General features: G+C 33.9%; 12 protein-coding genes. 11 read left to right on the top strand and 1 reads right to left on the bottom strand.

The features are described from left to right. The first annotated feature begins 22 nt into the window (after positions 1-22). The 5 genes from RWO76_RS05550 (at position 23) to RWO76_RS08820 (ending at position 11,603) form a co-directional block, all read left to right on the top strand. Positions 23-6,769: a Rib/alpha-like domain-containing protein gene (locus tag RWO76_RS05550; RefSeq protein ID WP_314354678.1), complete on the top strand. Its 6,747-nt coding sequence runs from the start codon at positions 23-25 to the stop codon at positions 6,767-6,769. A gap of 165 nt (positions 6,770-6,934) precedes the next feature. After that, positions 6,935-8,287 (top strand): hypothetical protein, encoded by a 1,353-nt coding sequence (locus RWO76_RS05545; RefSeq protein WP_314354677.1) that lies wholly within the window; start codon positions 6,935-6,937, stop codon positions 8,285-8,287. A 157-nt stretch (positions 8,288-8,444) separates the two neighbouring features. Beyond that, positions 8,445-8,906: a CtsR family transcriptional regulator gene (locus RWO76_RS05540; protein WP_314354676.1), complete on the top strand. Its 462-nt coding sequence runs from the start codon at positions 8,445-8,447 to the stop codon at positions 8,904-8,906. Between the two features lie 11 nt (positions 8,907-8,917). After that, the gene (locus RWO76_RS05535; protein WP_314354675.1) at positions 8,918-11,401 is read left to right on the top strand and encodes an ATP-dependent Clp protease ATP-binding subunit; all 2,484 of its coding nucleotides are present in this window, start codon (positions 8,918-8,920) and stop codon (positions 11,399-11,401) included. A gap of 67 nt (positions 11,402-11,468) precedes the next feature. Continuing rightward, on the top strand, positions 11,469-11,603 hold the full coding sequence (locus RWO76_RS08820) for a hypothetical protein (protein WP_399543119.1): 135 nt from the start codon (positions 11,469-11,471) through the stop codon (positions 11,601-11,603). 308 nt (positions 11,604-11,911) lie between these two features. Here RWO76_RS08820 and RWO76_RS05530 read toward each other — a convergent pair whose 3' ends face one another. Then, positions 11,912-12,781: a helix-turn-helix domain-containing protein gene (locus RWO76_RS05530; protein ID WP_314354674.1), complete on the bottom strand. Its 870-nt coding sequence runs from the start codon at positions 12,779-12,781 to the stop codon at positions 11,912-11,914. A 144-nt stretch (positions 12,782-12,925) separates the two neighbouring features. Between RWO76_RS05530 and RWO76_RS05525 the strand changes: the two genes are divergently transcribed. The 6 genes from RWO76_RS05525 to RWO76_RS05500 all read left to right on the top strand — a co-directional run. Next, complete coding sequence (locus RWO76_RS05525; RefSeq protein WP_314354673.1) at positions 12,926-13,198, top strand: ACT domain-containing protein; 273 nt, start codon at positions 12,926-12,928, stop codon at positions 13,196-13,198. Positions 13,199-13,206: 8 nt separating this feature from the next. Further along, positions 13,207-14,559: a PFL family protein gene (locus RWO76_RS05520; RefSeq protein ID WP_314354672.1), complete on the top strand. Its 1,353-nt coding sequence runs from the start codon at positions 13,207-13,209 to the stop codon at positions 14,557-14,559. A 69-nt stretch (positions 14,560-14,628) separates the two neighbouring features. Further along, on the top strand, positions 14,629-16,368 hold the full coding sequence (locus RWO76_RS05515) for a M3 family oligoendopeptidase (protein ID WP_314354671.1): 1,740 nt from the start codon (positions 14,629-14,631) through the stop codon (positions 16,366-16,368). Between the two features lie 214 nt (positions 16,369-16,582). Beyond that, positions 16,583-18,376: an oligopeptide ABC transporter substrate-binding protein gene (locus RWO76_RS05510; protein WP_314354670.1), complete on the top strand. Its 1,794-nt coding sequence runs from the start codon at positions 16,583-16,585 to the stop codon at positions 18,374-18,376. A gap of 640 nt (positions 18,377-19,016) precedes the next feature. Further along, a complete protein-coding gene (locus RWO76_RS05505) occupies positions 19,017-20,810 on the top strand; it encodes an oligopeptide ABC transporter substrate-binding protein (protein ID WP_314354669.1) in 1,794 nt (597 codons plus the stop codon). Between the two features lie 253 nt (positions 20,811-21,063). Next, a partial coding sequence (locus RWO76_RS05500; RefSeq protein WP_314354668.1) for a CocE/NonD family hydrolase occupies positions 21,064-23,632 on the top strand: 2,569 nt, incomplete at its 3' end.

Below are 23,632 nucleotides of genomic sequence, written 5' to 3'. Positions count from 1 at the left end.
TATAAAGGTTAGGAGAAGAGAGATGAAACAAAAGCAAAGTTTAAGAGCGATTCAAGCTCAACGATATTTACGATATAGTATTCGTAAGTTTACTGTAGGTGTAGCTAGCGTTGCGATAGCAACAGGAATTTTGATGGTTGGGAATCCTCAAGTTCAGGCTGCGGAAAAAACGGAGGTATCTACTTCATTAGTTGAACCTTCAAGTGAGAATAAACTTTTAAAACTTGCCGAAACAACTAGTCATGAAGGAAGTGAGAAGGAAGTAGTCGATAAAACTGTTGAGAAGAAAGAAGCAGAGGATAAATCTCATGATAAAGATTCAAAAGAGGGTATAGTTGAAAAAAATCATGAAGAAATCAGTAATAAAGCTGTAACCAATACTATCATAGAAAAAATTCAGACTGAAAAATTAGAAGAGCAATTAAGTAAAGTCGAAGCAAGATTAGCTCAACTTCCTGATACAAAAGAAACAAAGTCAGCAATCGATTCTGCAAAAGAATTAGTAGCGAAAGCTCATGAATTATTGAAAGCAGAAGATAAAACACAAACAAAAGTTGACACTATGGAAAAACAACTATCTAGTCAATTAACGATTTTAAATAGTATGAAAACGGAAATTGATAAAGAAGAAAAAGAACATAAAAATAATGATCCACGTAATGGAAAAGCAATTCCTGGTAATGGAGAAAGTAGTCTAAGAGCTCCTGAAACACAATCAAATAATGATGTATCAATTGATGGTGGTAAAATTACTGCGAACGGTTCAATTTCGACTGAACCAAGAATGGGAAGTTATTCAGGAGTTAATAATATTAGTTATAATTTAAAATTCAAAGATAATGCATATAAACAAGGAGATAGATTTAGCATTACTTTTGAAGAATTAGGTAATGGGGATAGTTTACCTAAACAGTTAAGTAAAGATGGAAAAGTTTTTGCAAATTTAGTAAAAACAGAAGAATTATATACTCAAACATATGGTAAAAATGGAACACAAAATAAAACTCCATTCTGGGCTCAACGTGATGATTCTGTATCTTTAGAAGAAAAAGAAGCCGGACATATACAAAATAGAGGGACTAAAACACGCTTTATTTATGAATTCACTTCAGCAATTGAAAGCTTGAATGATGTATCGGTCAAAGGTTCTATTAATAATTACAGTTTACGTTATCCACAAATTAGTGAAGACAAAGAAGTGACAAGTAAGATTCTTGTTAATGATCAACCGGTTGTTGAGAAAAAATATATCATGAATAAAACAAATATCGAAGTAGATAAGGAAAGCAATGCACCTTCAGTATTATCTACAACCGGTAGTATGGACATTAGTGAAAGTGGAGAATTATTATCACATAATGAAGAATTTCGTTTATCTTCAAATAAGTATGAGTATGAAGCGGGTACTACAATTAAAATTAAGTTGAAAAATAAAAACTTAAATCGATTTGCTAAAATTGGAGATTTTAAACCAGCTAAAGCTAATGTACAAAATAATATTACAACAGCAAATTCAAAAGTGAATGAAAATGGAGTTATTTTAAAAGAACCTCGTGGAGATGTTTATTTCCAAGTAACGAATTTAACAGAAGATGAAGTAACAATCAAAATTGTAAAAGGAAAAGCAAGTAAGGGAATCTTATACAAAGTTGACTGGGCAGCACTTGGTGTTTCTCGTGAACCTGTAAAAGATACATTGAAGTTATATAATAAGAACACCAAGAAATTTGGACCAACAGAAGAAGATATTACCGTTACAAAAGATGGTGTTGAAGGTAATTTAAATTCTCAATTTTCACCAACAATGAGTTTTGAATGGGTTTATCCTAAAAAGAATAACTTTGATGCAAGCGGTACTTGGCTAAAAGAATATTTAGAACTTGGAAATGTTGCAATGCGTTATATTAATGCTGCAAATAATCAACCAATTTTAAAAGCAAAATCAATTGTAAAAGATGGTACTGCCGAAGTTGATAAATTTACTACTGCAAGTCCAACAAAAGATTTTACAGAAGCTAATGTTGCAACAGAAACTAATAATACGACGAAAAAAGAAGAAACTCAAAATGGCAATGTTAAAACTACAACAGCTACTGCTCCATATATTATTAAAGGCACAGATAATAAATACTATGTATTTAAAGAGTATTTAAAAAATAGTCCATATAAGAGAACCTCAACTAGTGGTACAGTTTATGATGCGGTATCTAATATTGTCGCAGCTTATGATGAAGCAAAATACGGAAAAGTTACTGTAAAATATGTAAAAGCTAATGATACTACTTCAGTTCTTAAAGAAAAAGTCTTAAATGATGGAACAGCTAAATTAGAAAATATTGTTGGGAATAACTATTCAGTTACTCCAGATGATGAAATCACTGAAAATGGTGTAGTTTATAAACTTGTCAAAACTGATTTACCAAATAATTCAAATGGAGTATTATCAGAAAATCCTACAGAAGTTGTTTATAAATACGTGGTTAAAAATCAAAAAGCAAATGTTGTCATTAAAACAACTGATGGTAAACATTCCACAACAATAGAATTAACAGGTGAATCAGGAAGTGCATTACCAAATAGTGAGGAAATTACGAATAAAGTTAAAGAATTAAAAGGTAAAGGCTACGAAGTTGAAAGTGATACTTACAATGTAGATGGAGTTCATCCTAATTTTGATGATCAAGAGGATGTGGAAGCAGGAGTTTCAAAACCATCTCAAACCTTTGAAATTACTTTGAAACCTAGAATCGTTGAAGTACCTTCATCAACACCTCATGAAAAAGATAGTCCAGTAGATCCAAATGGAGATACTCCAGATTTGAAATGGCCTGAGGGATTAGCAGAGTCTGATTTGAACACAACTGCTAAACGTGTGATTTCATATGTGAAGAAAGAATCAGATACAGCAACTGAAGAAAAAGCGAAAGATGATACAGTACAAACGGTATCATTCACAAGAAAAGCAACTGTTAATCTTGTTACTAAAGAAGTAACATATACAGATTGGGAAAGTCAAAATAAAACATGGGATAAAGTCGGAGTAGATGTTTTACCAGGATATATTGCTGATAAAAAAGAAATTCCAGCAAAAGAAGTAGCAACTCCTACAAAAGATACAAAAGTAATTCCTGATGAAACTGATAAAGTAACGTATACGAAGATTGGAAGCTGGATTCCAGTAGACCCAACAACAGGTAAAGACGGAGATCCAATTCCATTCCCTAATGATCCAAATGATCCAACGAAGACTGGAGAAATTACACAAATTATTCCTCATAAAGATGGATATACTCCAAAAGATGGAAATGGTACACCACTAGTTCCAGTAAATCCTGCAAATCCAGAACAAGGTTATAAACCACCAAAAATTACGGATCCTAAAGCAAATATCAAGATTACGTATGAAAAAGATGATCAAAAAGCAAAGGTTAAATTCATTTCTGTAGATCCAAAAACTCAAACAGAAACGGAATTAACCGACCATGCATTGACTCTAACGGGTAAATCAGGTGAAACAATTCCTGAAAGTGATGTACAAACTCATATCGATGTGTTGAAATCAATGGGATATGATATCGTTGACAATCCATTTGATAAAGACCCAGTATTTGATACGAAGAAAGATACGAATGACAATATCACTCAAGAGTTTACAATTAAAGTTCAATCTCGTGTGTCAACTGCGAAAACTGTATATGTAGTGGAAGGGGATAAGCCATCTGCAGAAAAAGTAGGAGGAGCTGTTACACCTGGTAAAGACGGTAAAGTTACGAATCCTGATGTAGGTAGTATTTCTACGGACGGAAAAGCAGGTCAAGACATTAAAGTTCCAGTAACCGTTACTTATGGGGCAGATAAATTTAAACGTGATGAGACAGTTGAAGTGACTGTTAAAGTTCTTCCAAAACCAACACCAAAAGGCGTTACAGTCTTAAACGGTACATCAAATGAGAAATTAATTGATGCTATTAGAGCAGATGTTAATAAAGCAATAGATGGACTAACAAATGTTCCTGAAGGGGTAACTCCATTTATAACAGATGATGCGATTGTTACTCCAAAAACTGATAAAAATGGTCAACAAACTCCAGTTACTGTGACGGTTAAATATAGGGATAATGCTACTGGAAAAGTGATTGATGATATTTCAGTGAATGTGGATGTTCCAGTAAATGTAGTTGGTTCAACTTCAACCTCAAAAGTTGTCTTTGAAGGAGATGAATTAACTGCTAAGGATATAAGTGATGCGGTCACTCCAGGAGAAAATGGAACAAAAGGTGAGCCTAAAGATTTAGCAAAAGATATTACTGCTAAACCAGGTGTGAAAGAGGTAACAGTTCCAGTAACTTATACAGACCAAAATGGTGAAACTTTAACAGAACCAGTAAAAGTTAAAGTAACAGTTTTACCAAAACCAACACCAAAAGGAATTTTTGTTGCCAAAGATAGCGACAAGGAAAAAGCAAAAGAAAAAGCTCTTGCCAAAGCGAAAGAAGCTATCGCAGACGGTACTTTCAAAGGAAAACTTCCAGAAAATGTTACGAATGTAAGTATTGATGAGAATGTGGCAAGCCCAGATTTATCAGATGATACGGATGTAAACGTGACTGTGAAATATACGGTTGATGGAGAAGAAAAAACAACGGTTGTTAAAGTTCCTGTTACTGTTGTAGAGGGCGTTCCACAAATTGTTCCAGTGGATGAAAATAATAAACAACCAAATCCAGAAAACAGTATTGATAAAACAGAATATCCAGATGGCGCAACATTTGAATATGATCCAAATACTCCAGTAGATACTACAAAACCTGGTGATTACACAGTCAATGTCATTGTAAAAGATAAAGATGGTACTCCTATTGCAGAAGTCCCTGCAACTGTACGTGTGGTAGAAAGTTATCCACAATTTGTACCAGTAGATAAGGATAAAAAACAACCAGCTGTTGAAGGAAGTATTGATCCTAAAGCATTCCCTAAAGATACAGAGTTTATTTATGAAACTCCAGTAGACACAACAACACCAGGAGAAAAAGATGTTGTTGTAGTAGCAAAAGTTGGAGATAAAGTCATTGCGAAAGTCCCTGCAAAAGTAATGGTTGTAGAACCGAAAACACAATATGTGCCAGTCGATAAAGATAATAAACAACCAGATGCATCTAAGAGTATTGATCCTGAACAATATCCAGATGGAGTAACATTCAAATATAAAAATCCAGTAGATACAACAACACCAGGAGAAAAAGATGTTATTGTAGAAGCGAAAGACGGAGAAGATAAATTGGTAGAAGTTCCTGCTAAGATGAAAGTAGTAAAAGGAAAAGAACAATTAATTCCTGTAAATCCAATTGAAAAACCACAAGCAAGGGATAATATTACTCCAAGTGATTATCCAGAAGGTTCAACATTTGAATATAAAATTCCAGATGGACAAAAAGAACCGTTTGATGCAACAACTGTTGGGGATAAACCAGTAACGGTAGTTGTGAAGGATAAAGATGGTAAAGTATTAGTAGAAGTTCCAGCAACGATTAAAGTAGTAGAAGCGAAACCTACACCAATTGAAACACCAGTAACGAATACACCTATAACAAAAGATGATATTGCCAAATATGTTAAAGTACCGGAAGGTGGAAAAGTAACAAATGTAGAAAATATTCCAGATTTGACAACACCAGGTAAGAAAGCTCCTGTTAAAGTTACAGTTACCTTACCAAATGGAAAAACAATGATAGTGGATGTTCCGGTAAATGTTACACCAGTAAAAGGGATTGAAACACCGGTAACGAAAACGCCATTAACACCAGAAGATTACACTAAAGGAATTACAATTGCAGAAGGTGGAAAAGTAACAAATGTAGAAAACATTCCAGATTTAACAACACCAGGTAAGAAAAATCCCGTTAAAGTAACGGTAGAATTACCAAATGGAAAAACAATTACTGTTGAAGTTCCTGTGAATGTAACTCCAGCTACTGGAATTGAAACACCTGTAACAGATACTCCATTAACAAAAGAAGATATTGAAAAACATGTGAAGGTTCCAGACGGTGGTAAAATTGTTGAAGTAGGTAAAATTCCAGAAGTAAATACTCCGGGAGATAAAGGTACTGTCAAAGTTAAAATTGAACTTCCAAATGGTAAACAAATTGAAGTAGAGGTTCCTGTTAAAGTAACTCCTATCAAAGATATTGTGAAGAAACTTGGTGATCCAATTACAAATGAGGATGTTGAAAAACATATTCAAATTCCAGAAGGAGGAAAAATCATTAGTATTGGAGATAAACCATCTACAGATATTCCAGGAGAAAGACCAAGTATTCCAGTAGTGATTGAATTATCAGGAGGAAAACGTGTTACAGTCAAAGTTCCGGTTATTGTAACTCCTAAAACAACTCCAATTGTTGTTGAAGTTGGAACACCGATTACTCAAGATGATGTGAAGAAACATGTAGACCTTCCTGAAGGATGGAAGATTACGAAAGTTGGAGAAATTCCAAAAATTAATACACCTGGGGACAAACCATCTGTAACAGTTGAATTAGAGTTACCAGACGGACGTAAAGTGATAGTAGAAGTTCCTATAAAAGTACTAGATAAAAATACAAAACCTTTTATAGATTCAGGTAGAAAGGAAGATTTATCAAGTATAGGTCAAGAATTGCCAAATACAGGAACAATGGAGAAAGAAATCTTTACTCCAGCTGTATTAGCGATTTTAGCAGGGTTAGGAATAGCTATACCATCTTTTATTAAAAAAGAAAAAGAATAATATTTTAGGATAAATAGTAGTATAAAAAGCTGAAATCAAACTGATTTCAGCTTTTTTACATATGAAAGAGAGACAGTATGTAGTTTTGAATTTTACGGAATATATAGTCTTTTGTTCGAAACCATAGTAAAATAAAGATAACTAAAGAATGGGGAGTGAGAAAGGATGGAAGAAATCTATAACGGTTTATATCAAGTTCTAGATGGTTTAGTAGAGATAGAGAATGAATTAATGTCTGCAGCGATTTGTAATCAGACTGGAAAGATCCAATTTATTGTGCAATTAATGCATAATAAGGAGGGAGAGTTTGCGGCATTTTTCCATAAAGATATTCGTGAATATCAGCAAAGAATTAAAGCAGAACAATATATTTTAGAAATGGCTGAAACGGAAGAGGATATGGATGAAATTGAAGGATTGCGTAAAGGTATACAAATTATTTTTGTTCCATTACAATTCATTTCCGAAAGTCAAAAAAATAACTTAAGAGAACTTGGTATCACTCGTAAAAAAAAGAAACTTTACCCATTAATTTTGAGTTTAAATGATTCTAAACTTTTAACAAGAAATGTAAAAGGTTCAGAACTGACTTTATGCAAAAAAGTCATAAATTGGTTAATACAAGAAGGGAACCTTGCTTTATTAGCATCTACTCCAAAAAAAATTAAGAAAAATACTTTACCTAAGATTATTTATAATCAAAATACAAAAAAAAGTATTTATGAAAAAGGTGAGATTATTGAGTTTGAAGATGAAATCTCTTATGAAGAGTTTATTGGATATAAAGGGGAAAAACCAAAACTGTATATTCCAGAATTCTCCGTTTTTAGATTAAAAAAAAATATTCAATTAACAGTTCCTGTAACATTTGAAATTCGTTTCATGCTTTCTCCGACTCATTTTTATGGAAAAGAAGAGAAAAAAGGGCCTCATTATATTTTAGTGGTTGCTTCTGATGAAGAAGTGATTATGATAGAGCCATTGGATGAGTTAGATCCTCGTCATATTCAACATGTACTGATGGAATTATATATGGAATTACAATTTATTCCAGTTCGATGGGTTACAAGAGGAATTTTTGCACCATTTTTAAAAGATAGTTTAGATCCGTTAATGAATATTTTTAAACTTGAATTTCATATCGGTACAGAAGAATCTATTATTGATACGTATTCATTTGAACATTTATATCATTTGATGACATCTGATTCACCTTTTCTAGATTTTGAAGAGTTTGATGAATTTGACGAATTTGATGAATATGACGAATTTGACGATTACAATTTAAATGATATTCGAGAATCTTCAAAAGTAACTACAGAAGATAGGGAAGATGATATTGTTGATATTGAACTAGAAGCATTTCAATGGGCTGTGACATTTGCGATAGAGTTTATGGAAAAGCATCCTCATTCTTCTTTGAAAGATTTAGAAAAGTATCTAATAAAAAAACAAGTGAATCCTAAAATGATTCTCTCTATTATTCGTGCTTTAAGCGAAGGAGATTATCCGTTCTAATTGAATAGTTTATCAAATCCTGTTGGTGAGAAATCACTGACAGGATTTTTTGAATAAATTGTAACAAATTTTTCCAGATGGAGTACTTTTTATTGGCAAAGAGAAATTTATTTTGTATAATTAAAGTCAAAGAAAGTCAAAAGAGAGGAGAGTTCGTATGCAACCGTCAAATATGTCGGATATTATTGAAGAATATTTAAAAAACGTTTTAGTAGCACAAGAGAAAGTTGAGATTCGTCGTAGTGAAATTGCGGATCGTTTCAATTGTGTTCCATCGCAAATTAATTATGTAATTAATACACGATTTACAGTTCAACAAGGCTATGTTGTTGAAAGTAAACGTGGTGGTGGTGGTTATATTCGTATCATGAAAGTGAATTTAGTAGATGATATGGATATTATTGATGCATTATTAGAAGTTGTTCCAGAAGAATTATCCATCAAACAAGCTAATCATATTTTACAAAATTTATATGATAATGAGCTCCTCTCAAAAAGAGAAGCACAGTTGTTGAATATTGCAATGTCGAAAGAATCTTTAACAGAATTAGAGCAATGTAGCGATCAACTTCGTAGTAATATGATGAAAAATATATTAACCAGTTTAAAGTATAAGTAGGGGTGACGTGAATGAGTGAAATGTTTACTGATAAAGCACGTAGTGCAATGGTATTAGCTGCAAGGGAAGCAATTTCTTTTAGACATCAAGCGGTTGGTACAGAGCACTTATTATTAGGTCTAGTCATTGAACAAGAAGGAATCGCTGGAATCTTATTAAGAGAGCGAGGATTAACGGCAGACATTGTTCGTCAAGAAATTGAAGCATTAACAGGTTATGGTAGCAATCGTAAAGAAATCGATCCATATTTAATGCCTTACTCACCTAGAGCAAAACAAGTTGTTGTTGCAGCTACAGAAGAAGCAAAACGCTTAAAAATTCCTCAAGTAGGAACGGAGCATTTATTATTAGGCTTACTTCAAGAAGAAGTATTAGCAACTAAAATTATGCGTGACAATCATATTTCATTAGAAGAATTAATGAAGACAATCTATGAAAAAATTGGAATTCAACCTTCAAAAGCTCGTTCTACAAAAGGGCAAGTTTCTGGTAACAGTGCCAAAGATAAAACACCAACATTGGATAGCTTATCCAGAGATTTAACAGCACTAGCTAGACAAGGGAAGTTAGATCCAGTAATAGGTAGAAATGAAGAAGTTCGTCGTATGATTCAAGTGATTAGCCGTCGTACAAAAAATAATCCGGTATTAGTTGGGGAACCTGGTGTTGGTAAAACAGCGATTGTAGAAGGATTAGCCCAACGAATGGTAAACGGTGAAGTTCCAGAAGAAATTGCAAGTAAACGTTTAATGATGTTAGACATGGGTGCATTAGTAGCCGGAACAAAATACCGTGGTGAATTTGAAGAACGAATGAAAAAAATCATCGAAGAAATTTATACGCAACAAGATGTGATTTTATTTATCGATGAATTACACACTTTAATTGGTGCAGGTGGGGCAGAAGGAGCGATTGATGCTTCGAATATCTTAAAACCTGCATTAGCTCGTGGTGAATTACAAGTGATTGGGGCTACTACTTTAGATGAGTATCAAAAATATATTGAAAAAGATGCCGCTTTAGAACGTAGATTTGCTTCTATTCATGTGGAAGAACCAACAGCGGAAGATAGTATTCAAATTTTGAAAGGCTTGAGAAAACACTATGAAGCGCATCACCATGTAGAAATTACAGATGAAGCTGTTCAAGCAGCCGTACAACTCTCTGTACGTTACATTACTTCACGCCGCCTTCCGGATAAAGCGATTGACTTAATGGATGAAACAGCCGCAAAAGCTCGCTTAGACGTTACAACAAAAGTTTCTCCAATCGTTTTATTAGAAGAAGAAATTTTACAGTTTGAACAATTGAAAAACCAAGCAATTCAACATCAAAACTTTGATGAAGCTGCTAAATTCCGTAAAAAAGAATTAGCGAAAAGAGCTAAGTTAGAAAAATTAGTTGAAAAGTTAGAATCTTCACCAAAAACAGATTATATTGCTTCGATTGGAGAAGGGGATATTGCAGAAGTTGTTTCTCAATGGACAGGAATTCCTCTTCAACAAATGGAGAAAAAAGAAAGCGAACGTTTAATTAACTTAGAATCTGTGTTACATAAACGTGTCATTGGTCAATCTGAAGCGGTGAGTGCTGTTGCTCGTTCGATTCGTCGTGCAAGAAGTGGATTAAAAGATCCACGTCGTCCAATTGGTTCATTCTTATTCTTAGGGCCAACAGGTGTTGGTAAAACTGAATTAGCGAAAACTTTAGCAGAAGCAATGTTTGGGGAACAAGATGCGTTAGTCAGAATTGATATGTCTGAGTATATGGAAAAACATTCCGTTAGCCGTTTAGTTGGTTCACCTCCAGGGTATGTTGGATTTGATGAAGGTGGTCAATTAACAGAGAAAATCCGTCAACGTCCTTATGCCGTTATTTTACTAGATGAAATTGAAAAAGCTCATCCAGATGTGTTTAATATTTTATTACAAGTATTAGATGATGGACATTTAACAGATTCAAAAGGAAGAAAAGTGGACTTCAGAAATACAGTTATTATTATGACATCAAACCTAGGAGCTGTGGCTCTTCGTGAAGAAAAATCGGTAGGATTCGGAGCAAAAACGGTTCAACAAAACCATGATGCAATGGAAAAACGGATTCGTGAAGAATTGAAAAATTCATTTAGACCAGAATTATTAAACCGTATTGATGAAACAATTGTCTTCCATAAACTTCAAAAAGAAGAATTAAGACAAATCGTTGGCATTATGGCAAAAGAAATTACTTCAAGACTACAAGAATTGAATATTACCGTGAAAATTACTTCTGCAGTATTAGATGTATTAGCAGAAGAAGGATTTGATCCAGAATACGGAGCAAGACCAATTCGCCGTGCTATTCAAAAGAAAATTGAAGATCCATTAAGTGAAGCATTGTTAAGTGGAGAAATCCGCTTCGGACAACAAGTTACTATTGGTGCTACAAAAGGTAAAATTACAATAAAAGGGAAAGAGAAAAAAGTTAAAACTGAAAAAGCTCCAGTTCTTGTGTAATTTGGACATTCATTTATAACTGGTCGAAGATAGCCTCGAAGATTCGGGGCTATTTTTTTAAGAAACAATTGTAACAAATGCATGGATTAAATCAAATAATGAAGTTTATCATTTTTATGCATTAGGTGTTATGTCTGAAAACGAATGGTTTGAAGCAAATGACGGATTGTTCTACACAAGTAAATCAGGAGCAATTTTATGAAACACAACAACTCCGGTCGTCTTTTTTTGTGGAAAAATCCATATGAGTTCTTGATAGTGAAATCAATAAGACACCAACGATGACTTCTTGCAACATCATTACGTACGTTTCCCCTTCAATAAAAACGCCCCGATATAAAAGAAACTAAAAAATAGAACCCTAATTTCAAAATAGTAAAAGTAAAAATATCCAGAATAGGATATTTTTACAGGGAAACTTCGAGACCAAGGCTCGAAGTTTAGCCATGAGATTCGCATAGCGAAGCTGCTGGCGACCTATACTATTATTTGAAATTAGGGTTCTATTTTTTAGTATTCCTGTTGCATTAAAAGGAAATGACAGAGAGTCAAATCGTCCATATTCTTCAGCGATAACCCCGTCAACTGCCCAAACCGATCAATTCGATATTGTAACGTATTTCGATGAATAAACAAACGAGTCGCTGCCTTCGTCAATGTTCCACGCTCTTGCCATAATGCTTCAATCAAATCAGGAAATTCATCCTGAACCATTTGTTTATACAAAGTCTCAGGGATTGGAGAAAAATCTAATTTTTTCTGAGTGAATCCCCATAAAACTATTGGCGCAAAGGCTAGACAAGTCTGTTTATTAGACTCATGCAAATATGTTACAAATAAAGCTTTCTCCGCTTGATAAATTCCCGGAATATCTTCTGATATTTTCCAAACATTTCCAATGAAGATTTTCATTGAAATCGCAAAATCTTCTTCAACCGTTGCATGAATTGCTTGTAAATCTTGAGTTGAAATAGTCTCAACATCTGCTTTTAGAACAATCGTATAATGCTTTGGAAAACAAGAAAAACTTGTGATAACATCTCCGAAAATCTCTTGCATCATCTCTAACCATTCTTGTTCATTAAAATCCTCATTTTTTTGAATCAAACATACATGAATCAATTGAATATTCTCCAACTGAACAGGGCATGTACCTCCTTGTTCTAAATAATGTTGCCAAGGTGAAAGTTGGGTTGTTATTTTTTTAGGAGATTTTTTTAAGTTTTCTAATAACGCTAACTCACGATTCGTTAATTGTTCATAAGGAATTTGTACATAAGTATTTTCTTCTAAAAGAAGAACATAGTCTTTTGTATCTTCTGGAATGTGATGTATAATTTTAGAATTTGGAAATAATTGTAACCATTCTTCGTATTTCATATTCGTCTCCTTTTCAGTCTTCTCTTGTAGTATACACTAAAAGAGCTTGGAAAGAAAAAGAAGAAAATAAAAAAGATAGTTTTAACTAGGATTTTTTTAGAAAATTCGATACAATGGAAACAACTTTTTAAAAGGAGTGAGAATATGAAAGCAGTAGTAACAGTTGTAGGCAAAGATCGTGTCGGTATTGTTTATGAAGTATCAAAATTATTAGCGGAGCAAAATATTAATATTGTAAATATCTCTCAAGAAATTATGGATGAATATTTTACTATGTTAATATTAGTAGATGTGTCAACAAGTAAAATGCCATTTGTAGAATTGGCTCCATATATTCAGGAACAAGGAAAAACTTTAGCATTGGATATTCGCATTCAAAATCATGAAATTTTTGAAGCGATGCATCGGATTGGTTAGGTGAAGGTATGGTTCAACATAGTGAAATTTTAGAAACGATTTCGATGGTAAAAGAACAAAACTTCGATGTTCGTACGATTACTATCGGAATTGATTTACATGATTGTATTCATCCGGATATTGATGTATTAAATCAAAATATTTATAACAAAATTACTCATATTGGAAAAGATTTAGTGAAAACAGCTCACGAATTATCTCTGCAATATGGTGTGCCAATTGTAAATCAACGTATTTCAGTAACACCAATTGCTCAAATTGCAGCAGCTACAAAAGCAGATAGCTATGTTTCTATTGCACAAACATTGGATCGAGCAGCTAAAGCAATTGGCGTATCTTTTATTGGTGGATTTTCTGCCTTAGTTCAAAAAGGAATGAGTCCTTCAGATGAAGTGTTAATTCGTTCGATTCCAGAAGCCATGAAAGTAACAGATATTGTATGTAGTTCCGTTAATATTGGATCTACAAAAGCAGGAATTAATATGGATGCTGTAAAACTAGTTGGAGAAATCATTAAAGAAACAGCAGAAATTACTCCAGAAGGATTTGGCTGTGCCAAAGTCGTTATTTTCTGTAATGCAGTAGAAGATAATCCATTTATGGCGGGAGCTTTCCATGGTAGTGGAGAAGCAGATGCTGTGATTAATGTCGGAGTTTCTGGACCGGGTGTTGTAAAAGCAGCCCTTGAAAATCATGAAGCTGAATCCTTAACAGAAATTGCTGAAATTGTTAAAAAAACGGCGTTTAAAATTACTCGTGTTGGGGAATTAATTGGTCAAAAAGCTAGTCAAATGTTAGGGATTCCTTTTGGGATTTTAGACTTATCTCTTGCACCAACTCCTGCAGTAGGGGATTCAGTAGCTCGTATTTTAGAAGAAATGGGCTTATCTGTTACAGGAACACATGGAACAACCGCAGCCTTAGCATTATTAAATGATGCTGTGAAAAAAGGTGGTATGATGGCTAGTTCTGCAGTTGGTGGATTAAGTGGAGCGTTTATTCCTGTTTCAGAAGATGAAGGAATGATAGAAGCAGCTGCTAACGGTGTTTTAACATTAGATAAATTAGAAGCAATGACAGCTGTATGTTCAGTTGGGTTAGATATGATTGCTGTACCTGGGGATACTTCTGCTACTACAATTTCAGGAATTATTGCGGATGAAGCTGCTATTGGAATGATTAATACAAAAACAACTGCTGTACGTATTATTCCTGTTCCTGGTGGAAAAGTAGGAGAGTCTGTAGAGTTTGGTGGATTGTTAGGATATGCTCCAATTATGCCAGTGAAAGAAGGCAATTGTGATTTATTCGTCAACCGTGGCGGACGTATTCCAGCTCCTGTACAATCATTGAAAAATTAATCTCATCATGGAAAAAGTATATTAGATACAGTATAATAAAAGATACGGAAAAAAGAGGAGGAATGAAAGATGTATGAATGGACATTAGAAGATTTATACCCATCATTTGAAAGTCAAGAATTTAAACAAGATGTAGAAGCTTATAAAGCGTTAAAAGGAAAATTTGAAAGTTTAACACTAGAAGATTCTATTGAAGGAATTACACAAGTTGTAAAATTATTAGAAGAATCAACTGTTTTAACAGGTCGTTTATATAATTATATTCATTTAACATTAGCGACAGATACAACGCATGAAACAGCGACACAAGTAGAAGTACAATTAGCAGGAGTTTCAGCTGATTTACAAGCTACTTATGCAAAAGTTTCAAAATTTTTAGGAACAATTCAAACAGATATTACAACAAATCCATTCTTAGCAGAATATCGTTATTATTTTGAAGAAGCTAAAAAAGATGCAGCTCACTTATTAAGTGATGAGTTAGAAGAAGTTTTAGCAAAAATGTCTATTAGTGGTGGAAAAGCTTGGTCTCAATTATTCGACTTCATGTGGTCAAGTGCTCAAGGCGAATATAAAGGCGAAGTAGTTACTTTAAGTGAAATTCGTGGAAAAGCATACGATAGCGATGCAGAAGTGCGTAAATCAGCGTACGAAGCAGAGTTGAAAATGTATGATGCGATTAAAGAACCAATTGCGTTCTCATTAAACCATATTAAAAAAGAAGTATTAACAACTTCTAGGTTACGTGGATTTGAATCTCCATTAGCGCATACTTTAGAAGCTTCTCGTATGAGTCGTGAAACTTTAGATGCATTATTAGAAGCAATCCGTGAATATTTACCAAACTTTAGAAAATATTTACGTCATAAAGCAGCTTTATTAGGTCATGAAAATGGATTACCATTCTATGATTTATTTGCTCCTGTTGGAAACAGTAGTCGTACATTTACAGTGGAAGAATCAAAAGATTACTTAATTGAAAACTTCAAAACATTCTCAGCTGATTTAGCAGAAATGACAGAAGAATTCTTTGATAAGCACTATATTGATTTCTACCCTCGTAAAGGAAAAGTTGGGGGAGCATTCTGTGCAAACTTACCAATGATTAAACAATCACGTGTTTTAACGAACTTCACTGGATCATTAAGTGACGTTGTCACATTAGCGCACGAATTAGGACATGCATATCATGGATTACACATTGAAAATCACCGTCCATTAAATCAAGATTATTCAATGCCAGTTGCAGAAACAGCTTCAACATTTAATGAAAACATCATTATGAATACAGCGATTAAAGAAGCAAGTGATGAAGAAAAAATCGCATTAATTGAATCTCAATTACAAGATACAACACAAATTATTGTCGATATTTATTCTCGTTATTTATTTGAGTCAGCTGTTTTTGAAAATCGTGAACAATCATTTATGTTCTCTAAAGATTTGGAAGAAATGATGTTATCCGCTCAAAAAGAAGCTTACGGTGATGGATTAGATCAAGCTTACTTACATCCATATATGTGGGCATGTAAACCGCATTATTATAGCACTGGTTTAAGTTTCTATAATTTCCCATATGCATTTGGTGGATTATTCTCTAAAGGATTATATGCAATTTATCAAGAACAACCAGAAGGCTTTGTTGAAAAATATCAAGAATTACTTCGTGCAACTACTGTATCAAGTGTAGAAGATACTGCTAAAGTTTTAGGAGTAGATGTAAGTACTCCAGAATTCTGGAAGAAAGCATTGGCAGAAGTAGCAGAGTCTATCGAAGCATTCATTGCTTTAACGCCATTAAATAAATAAGAATAGTATTCAGAAGAGACGAGTTCAATCGTCTCTTTTTTTGTCTAAAAAACAGCTTTGCTAAAGGTTAAATAAGAAATGATAAAATTTCTATAAAAAAAATGAAAAAAATTAAGAAAAAATGATTGCTTTTTTGTTAAGAAACTGTTAAAGTATAGGAAGTTAATTTAATTGTCAGACAATTCTGATATATGTCTGGCAGACAGGAGGAAATATGAAGAAAAAAGGACTATTATTTTTCTCAACTGCAGCTGTAGCTTTAACATTAGCAGCATGTGGTGGAAAAGGACAATCTAGTAATTCAACAACAACAGGTGGAACACCACAACCAAAAACTAAATATGCATCTGAAGTAACGCATGAAGGTACACCAATTAAAGGTGGAACATTAAAATACGCATTAGTTTCAGCATCTCCATTTAAAGGATTATTTATGGATGAATTAGCATCAGATTCAACAGATTCATCTATTACATCTCAAATTGATACTACATTATTTGAATACGATGAAAACCGTAAATTAACAAATACAGGTTTGGGTTCTATTGAATTTGACGTTGAAGGTAAAACTGCAACAATTAAATTAAATTCAAAAGACTTCAAATGGTCAGACGGACAACCTTTAACAATTGATGACTATATCTTCGCAATTGAAGCTATTGGTAATAAAGATTATACAGGTGTTCGTTATAACTCTAACTATCAAAACATCGAAGGTATGGATAAATTCCACAGTGGTGAAGCTAGCTCAATTTCTGGGGTAGAAAAATTAGATGACTATTCAGTGAAACTTCACTTCAAACAAATGCGTCCTTCAATGCAATTAGCAGGGGGAGCTTTACCTTACTATGTAATGCCAAAACACATCTTCTCAACGATTCCAGTAGCTGAATGGGAAAAGAGTGACTATGTACGTGGAAATAAAGGTGTAGGCCTTGGACCATTCAAGATTGAATCAATCACACCTGGTGAATCTGTAACATTAGTACCAAACGAACATTACTACAAAGGTCGTGCTAAATTAGATAAAGTTGTAATGGAAGTTGTTTCTCCAGATACAATTGTTTCTCAAATGAAAGCTGGTAACTATGATGTTGCTTCAATGCCAAGTGCTCAATATGAAGCATACAAAGATTTAACAAACGTTTCATTCATTAGTTCATTTGCTTCTCAATATGAATATATCGCATTCCACTTAGGTAAATACGATAAAGAACAAGGTAAAAACGTAACTGATCCAAATGCTAAAATGAAAGATCCAGTATTACGTCAAGCAATTGCTTATGCTTTAGATATTAATGCAGCTGGTGAAAGTATGTACCATGGTTTACAACGTGGCACAAACTCAATCATCATCCCATTCTTCAAAGACATTTACAATCCAAATCAAGAAGGATTTGATTATAACCCAGAAAAAGCGAAACAAATGTTAGATGAAGCTGGTTATAAAGATACTGATGGTGATGGATTACGTGAAAACAAAGATGGTTCTAAATTATCAATCAACTTTGCAGCGCGTACTCGTGACGATGCAAACGAATCATTAATCCAACAATATCTATTATGGTGGAAAGAAATCGGTTTAGATGTAAAACTTTACACTGGCCGTACTCTTGAATCAAATGTATTCTATGAAAAAGTTCAAGCTGATGACCCAGAAATCGATATGTTTGCTGGTGGATGGGGAACAGGTTATGATCCAAACCCATCTAACTTATTCGGTGAATCTGCTAAGTTCAACTTTGCTCGTTACGTAAGCCAAGAAGGTAACGATATCATGGCTAAAATTAGTTCAACTGAAGCATTTGATGATGCTAAAAATGTAGAATTCTACAAAGAATGGCAAAAATATGTTCACGATCAAGCGTTCATCTTCCCAACTTTAATTGGTGATTCTGTAACTGCCGTGAACAAACGTGTGAAATTCATGAACTCTGAAATTGGTAATAAAGATTCTAAATCTGCTCTATACCAACTTGAAGTTGTTTCAGACACAGCTACTAAATAATTAAAAATTAGTATATTTTTATATGACTTCCCTGTAAGTAGTAAGGGACGCCAGCAGCTTCGCGAAGCGAATCTCGTGGCTAAAAATCGAGCCTTGGTCTCGATTTTCCCCAGTACCAGTAGCCAATAGCGTGGCTACTGGTACTCTTACTACAGCGGGAAGTCTATGTTTTTTGCATTCATTTATAAGGGTGCGTTTAGGAATATGACTTCCCTGTAAGTAGCGGAGGACGCTAGCAGATTCGTTAAAGTGAATCTCATGGCCAAGCTACTACGGGGAGTCTATGTTTTTATTGTTTTTTCAGAAAAAAGTTGTTGACAATAGTTTAAAATCAGTGCATAATAACGACATTATACGAAAAGGAGTTAAGAACATGCATCAAGTATTCAAATTACATTTACAATTAAATACTCGTTGGCAAAGCCACTAGATACAGGTTGTTCTTAACGTACATTTTGTACATATAGATACAACCTTCATTGTCGTGAAATTGTATCTATGTGGCAAATTAAAATCATGAATGAACTCGACCACGTAGATTCTAATACAATAGAACTTACGTGGTCTTTTTGTATACAGAGACCACTATGGTCTCTTATTTTTTTCGAGTTCATTCGAAATGATTTATTTGGAGGATTTTATGAAGAAAAAAGGTCTATTATTTTTATCAACTGCAGCCGTAGCTTTAACATTAGCGTCTTGTGGAGGGAAAGGACAAACAAGTGATGCAACTACTACAAGTGCAAAACCACAACCAAAAATGAAATTTGCATCAGAGGTAACACACGAAGGAACACCTATTAAAGGAGGAACATTAAAATACGCGATTGTTTCACCCGCTCCTTTTAAAGGAATCTTTATGGATGAATTAGCATCAGATTCTGTTGATTCTCAAATTACATCTCAAATTGACAATACATTATTTGAATTTGATGATAACCGTCGCTTAACCAATACAGGTTTAGCATCCGTTGAATTTGATATTGAAGGGAAAACAGCAACTGTTACATTAAATTCTAAAGATTATAAATTTTCAGATGGACAACCTCTAACAATTGACGATTATATTTTTGCAATTGAAGCAATTGGAAATAAAGATTATACAGGTGTTCGATACAATGGTAATTATCAAAATATTGAAGGGATGGAACAATTTCATAGTGGTGAAGCTAGTTCAATTTCTGGGGTAGAAAAATTAGATGATTACTCCGTGAAAATTCATTTCAAACAAATGCGTCCATCAATGCAATTAGCAGGAGGTTCGTTACCATCCTATGTATTACCAAAACATATCTTCTCTGCGATTCCTATCACTGAATGGGAGAAAAGTGAATATGTTCGTGGAACAAAAGGCGTAGGTGTAGGACCATTTAAAATTGAATCAATTGTTCCAGGTGAATCAGTAACATTAGTACCGAATGAACATTTTTATAAAGGTCGTTCAAAAGTTGATAAAGTTGTGATGGAAGTTGTGTCTCCTGATACAGTTGTTTCTCAAGTGAAATCGGGTAATTATGATATTGCATCAATGCCGAATTCGCAATTTGAAGCGTACAAAGATTTAACAAATGTTTCCTTTATTAGTTCATTTGCTTCTCAATATGAATATATCGCGTTCCATTTAGGTAAATTTGATAAAGAGCAAGGCAAAAATATTACAGATCCAAATGCTAAAATGAGTGATCCAGTATTACGTCAAGCTATTGCTTATGCTATTGACAATAATGCTTCTGGGGAAAGTATCTTTAATGGATTACAACGAGGTACAAATTCAATTATTATTCCATCCTTTAAAGATGTGTATAATCCAAATCAAGAAGGATTTGATTATAATCCAGAAAAAGCGAAACAATTATTAGATGAAGCTGGTTATAAAGATACAGACGGTGATGGATTACGTGAAAACAAAGATGGTTCTAAATTATCGGTTAACTTTGCAGCCCGTACTCGTGATGATGCAAATGAGGCGTTAATCCAACAATATCTACTATGGTTTAAAGAAGTCGGCTTAGATATTAAACTATATACAGGTCGCACACTTGAGCCAAGTCTATTCTATGATAAAATTCAAGCGGATGATCCGGAAATCGATATGTTTGCCGGTGGATGGGGAATTGGTTATGATCCAAACCCAGCCAACTTATTTGGTGAAACAGCTAAATTCAACTTCTCTCGTTTTGTAAGTCCAGAGGGTAATGAGATTATTGGCAAGATAGGTTCGACTGAAGCGTTTGATGAAGCGAAGAATGTGGAGTTCTTTAAACAATGGCAAAAATATGTTCACGATCAAGCGTTCATTTTCCCAACTTTAATTGGTGAATCTGTAACAGCTGTGAACAAACGTGTGAAATTCATGAATTCTGAAATTGGTACGAAAGATGCTAAATCTGAGTTGTATCAAATTGAGTTGGTTTCCGAAACAGCAACTAAATAATATTTATATGACTTCCCTGTAAGTAGTAAGGGACGCAAGCAGCCTCGCAATGCGAGTCTCATTGCTAAAAATCGAGCCTTGGTCTCGATTTTTCCCAGTACCAGTAGCCACGCTATTGGCTACTGGTACTTTTACTACTGCGGGAAGTTTTTTGGTTGAGAAAAATGTAAGCGTGAACAACATTGTTTGACTGTATAGTTGAAAGGTGTTAATCTGTGTTTAAGAAAGCGCATTCTTACAAGGGGGATATACCATGGAAATTAAAAAACGTGGATGGAATTGGAAGCTAGTGGGAGCTTCCGCAATCTTATTGATGACATTATTTTCTAATGGAGGAGTGTTAGCGGAGGAAACTAGTTCAAATACTGCTACAACACCAACGAGTGAAGTAACAACTCCTAAAGTTGGAGAAGATAGTGCAGCTAGTTCAAAACCTAAATTAGAAGAAAAAGGGAAACCTAATTTTGCGAATCGCCAAGTAACGAAAAAAGAAGCAGTATTAGAATTATTACAATGGGCGGATACATCTCAAAAACTAATTGGACAAACTGAAAGTGACCAATTACGATTTGCAGAAAGCTTAGGATTGATTCAACCAGGTGAAGATATTTCTCAAGTGATTACAGAATTCGATTCATTAGTTTCTATCGCTCAGAAACTTCATGATGCTTATCGTTCTGAAAAGAAATCACCTTTATTCTTAAATGGGAAAGCTCAGCCAATTTTCCCTTATTCAACAGGTCAATTAAATCCGGATGAGTATTCATTTGATAAAAGTGATATTGTTCGTTTCCCTGTATTTGTAGAAACAGATTATGATACAGATGGAGATGGAAAACGTGACCTTGTTAAAGCAATCGTTCAAATGCCAAAAGCTGTAGCTCAAGGGGATTACAAAGCTTCTACAATTTTTGAAGCAAGACCTTATGTAGCAGGAACATTAGATGAGAACCATGTAACATTAGAAAGTCATAATTTACCAACGGATGGTACTTATGATATGAGTTGGTTACGTTTGAAACCGAAACGTAGAGTACCTGCTGGCGTACAATCTACTCTTGAAGCAGCTAAAAATGCAAGTTCTTCTTCTTGGTATTATTATAATGAGTGGGAAGGATTTAATGATTATGAAGATTTAAACTGGTACGATTATTTCTTAATTCGTGGCTATGTATTTGTTTCAAGTGCAGGGTTAGGTACGAAAGAATCAGAAGGGTATAATACTGTTGGATCGGATTTAGAAATTGGAGCCTTTAAAAATATTATTCAATGGATTAATGGTAAAAGAAGAGCTTATACTGATAGAGAAAATAATATCGAAATTAAAGCTGATTGGGCAAATGGAAATGTCGGCATGACTGGTTTATCTTGGGCTGGTACTTCTACTTTCGGAGTAGGAGCGACAGGAGTTCAAGGATTAAAAACAATTGTACCAGCAGCAGGGATTGCTTCTTGGTATGATTACTTTAATAGTCAAGGAACACCATATAGTTCTGAACCATTTAGTAACTTATCTTGGCTATCCATTTATGTAACAAGTCGTATGTTTGAACAAGCAGATTGGTATAAAATTTGGAATAATTATTCTTCCTATATTAATCAATTAAATCATGATCAAAATGCTCATGAACATTTCTATAGTGATGTTTGGAAAGAAAGAGATTATACAGTTTCTCCTCAATTAAAAGTTCCAGCATTGTTAGTTCATGGTTTAAATGATGATAATGTGAAGACAAAACATGTTGAATTAATGTATCAAGCATTGAAAAAAGCTGGAGTATTAACAAAAATGTATCTTCACCAAGGGAATCATGTTTATCCAGCAGCAATGTCTCATAATTTTGGTATCCAAAGAAATGGTCAGGATTACTATGATTTATTAAATGAATGGTTCTCTCATTTCTTATATAATGTCGATAACAAAGTAGAATCACTACCACCTGTGATGGTTCAAGATAATAATAATGTGAATCATTGGACAGAATATAGCAGCTGGGAAAGTGAACATCAATTAGTATTAAAAGCAAATAACAAAGAAAAAGAAACAGTTATTTCTAGTGATTATGCTAGTGCAAAATTAGATAAAGAAAATCGCTTTGAAAAGATTTCAAGAGTTTCTTCAAAATCGAATGCAAGTTATGCAGCAGAAGTGTCTGAAGATGTAACGATTAAAGGGAATATTCCAGTTACCTTTAAAGCAGCCCTTGAAAAAGGGGAAGGTCATAATTTCCAAATGTTTGGAGTTCTAATGGATGTTTCAGATGAAGAATTTAATGCTGTAGTTGATGGTAGTGCGAATGATACTGGAGTTGCAGGTGCATTTTGGCAAGGTGGAACACTTCAAAACTTAGATGTGAAGAATTTTAAGACAGCTCCTACTAAACAAAAAGTTATTGCAAAAGGTTGGATTAACTTAGCAAGCCCAAATTCTAAATATGAGTCAAGTTCTTCAACAGATTCTATTGAACCAAAAGTTGGAGAATTCCATGAATATACAATGTACTTACAACCAAATGTATATAAAGTTGAAAAAGGTCATCGTTTAGTTTTAGTTTTAAATCCTTATGATTTAAGTGATTTATCTATTGAAAAAGAATATCAAATTCGTCTTCAAACTGAATCTATTCAAGCAGTTTTACCAGTTGTTGAAAAAGATACAATTTTAACAGCTTATTATTTACCTGGAGGAATGGTATCTGAAAAAGGTAAACCAGCTATTCAACCAGAATTGCCAGAAGGTGTTGTAACAGAAAAAGGTGAACCAGAAGTACGACCAGAATTACCAGAAGGTGTGATAACAGAAAAAGGTGAACCAGAAGTAC

It is taken from the genome of uncultured Granulicatella sp., from assembly GCF_963521425.1.
GTDB lineage: Bacteria > Bacillota > Bacilli > Lactobacillales > Aerococcaceae > Granulicatella.
This window is presented reverse-complemented; position numbering and strand designations above follow the sequence as displayed.

Bases quoted from the DNA above. Each gene is read 5' to 3' on its own strand.
- RWO76_RS05550 (WP_314354678.1), top strand. From the start codon at position 23: ATGAAACAAAAGCAAAGTTTAAGAGCGATTCAAGCTCAACGATATTTA.
- RWO76_RS05545 (WP_314354677.1), top strand. From the start codon at position 6,935: ATGGAAGAAATCTATAACGGTTTATATCAAGTTCTAGATGGTTTAGTA.
- RWO76_RS05540 (WP_314354676.1), top strand. From the start codon at position 8,445: ATGCAACCGTCAAATATGTCGGATATTATTGAAGAATATTTAAAAAAC.
- RWO76_RS05535 (WP_314354675.1), top strand. From the start codon at position 8,918: ATGAGTGAAATGTTTACTGATAAAGCACGTAGTGCAATGGTATTAGCT.
- RWO76_RS05530 (WP_314354674.1), bottom strand. From the start codon at position 12,781: ATGAAATACGAAGAATGGTTACAATTATTTCCAAATTCTAAAATTATA.
- RWO76_RS05525 (WP_314354673.1), top strand. From the start codon at position 12,926: ATGAAAGCAGTAGTAACAGTTGTAGGCAAAGATCGTGTCGGTATTGTT.
- RWO76_RS05520 (WP_314354672.1), top strand. From the start codon at position 13,207: ATGGTTCAACATAGTGAAATTTTAGAAACGATTTCGATGGTAAAAGAA.
- RWO76_RS05515 (WP_314354671.1), top strand. From the start codon at position 14,629: ATGTATGAATGGACATTAGAAGATTTATACCCATCATTTGAAAGTCAA.
- RWO76_RS05510 (WP_314354670.1), top strand. From the start codon at position 16,583: ATGAAGAAAAAAGGACTATTATTTTTCTCAACTGCAGCTGTAGCTTTA.
- RWO76_RS05505 (WP_314354669.1), top strand. From the start codon at position 19,017: ATGAAGAAAAAAGGTCTATTATTTTTATCAACTGCAGCCGTAGCTTTA.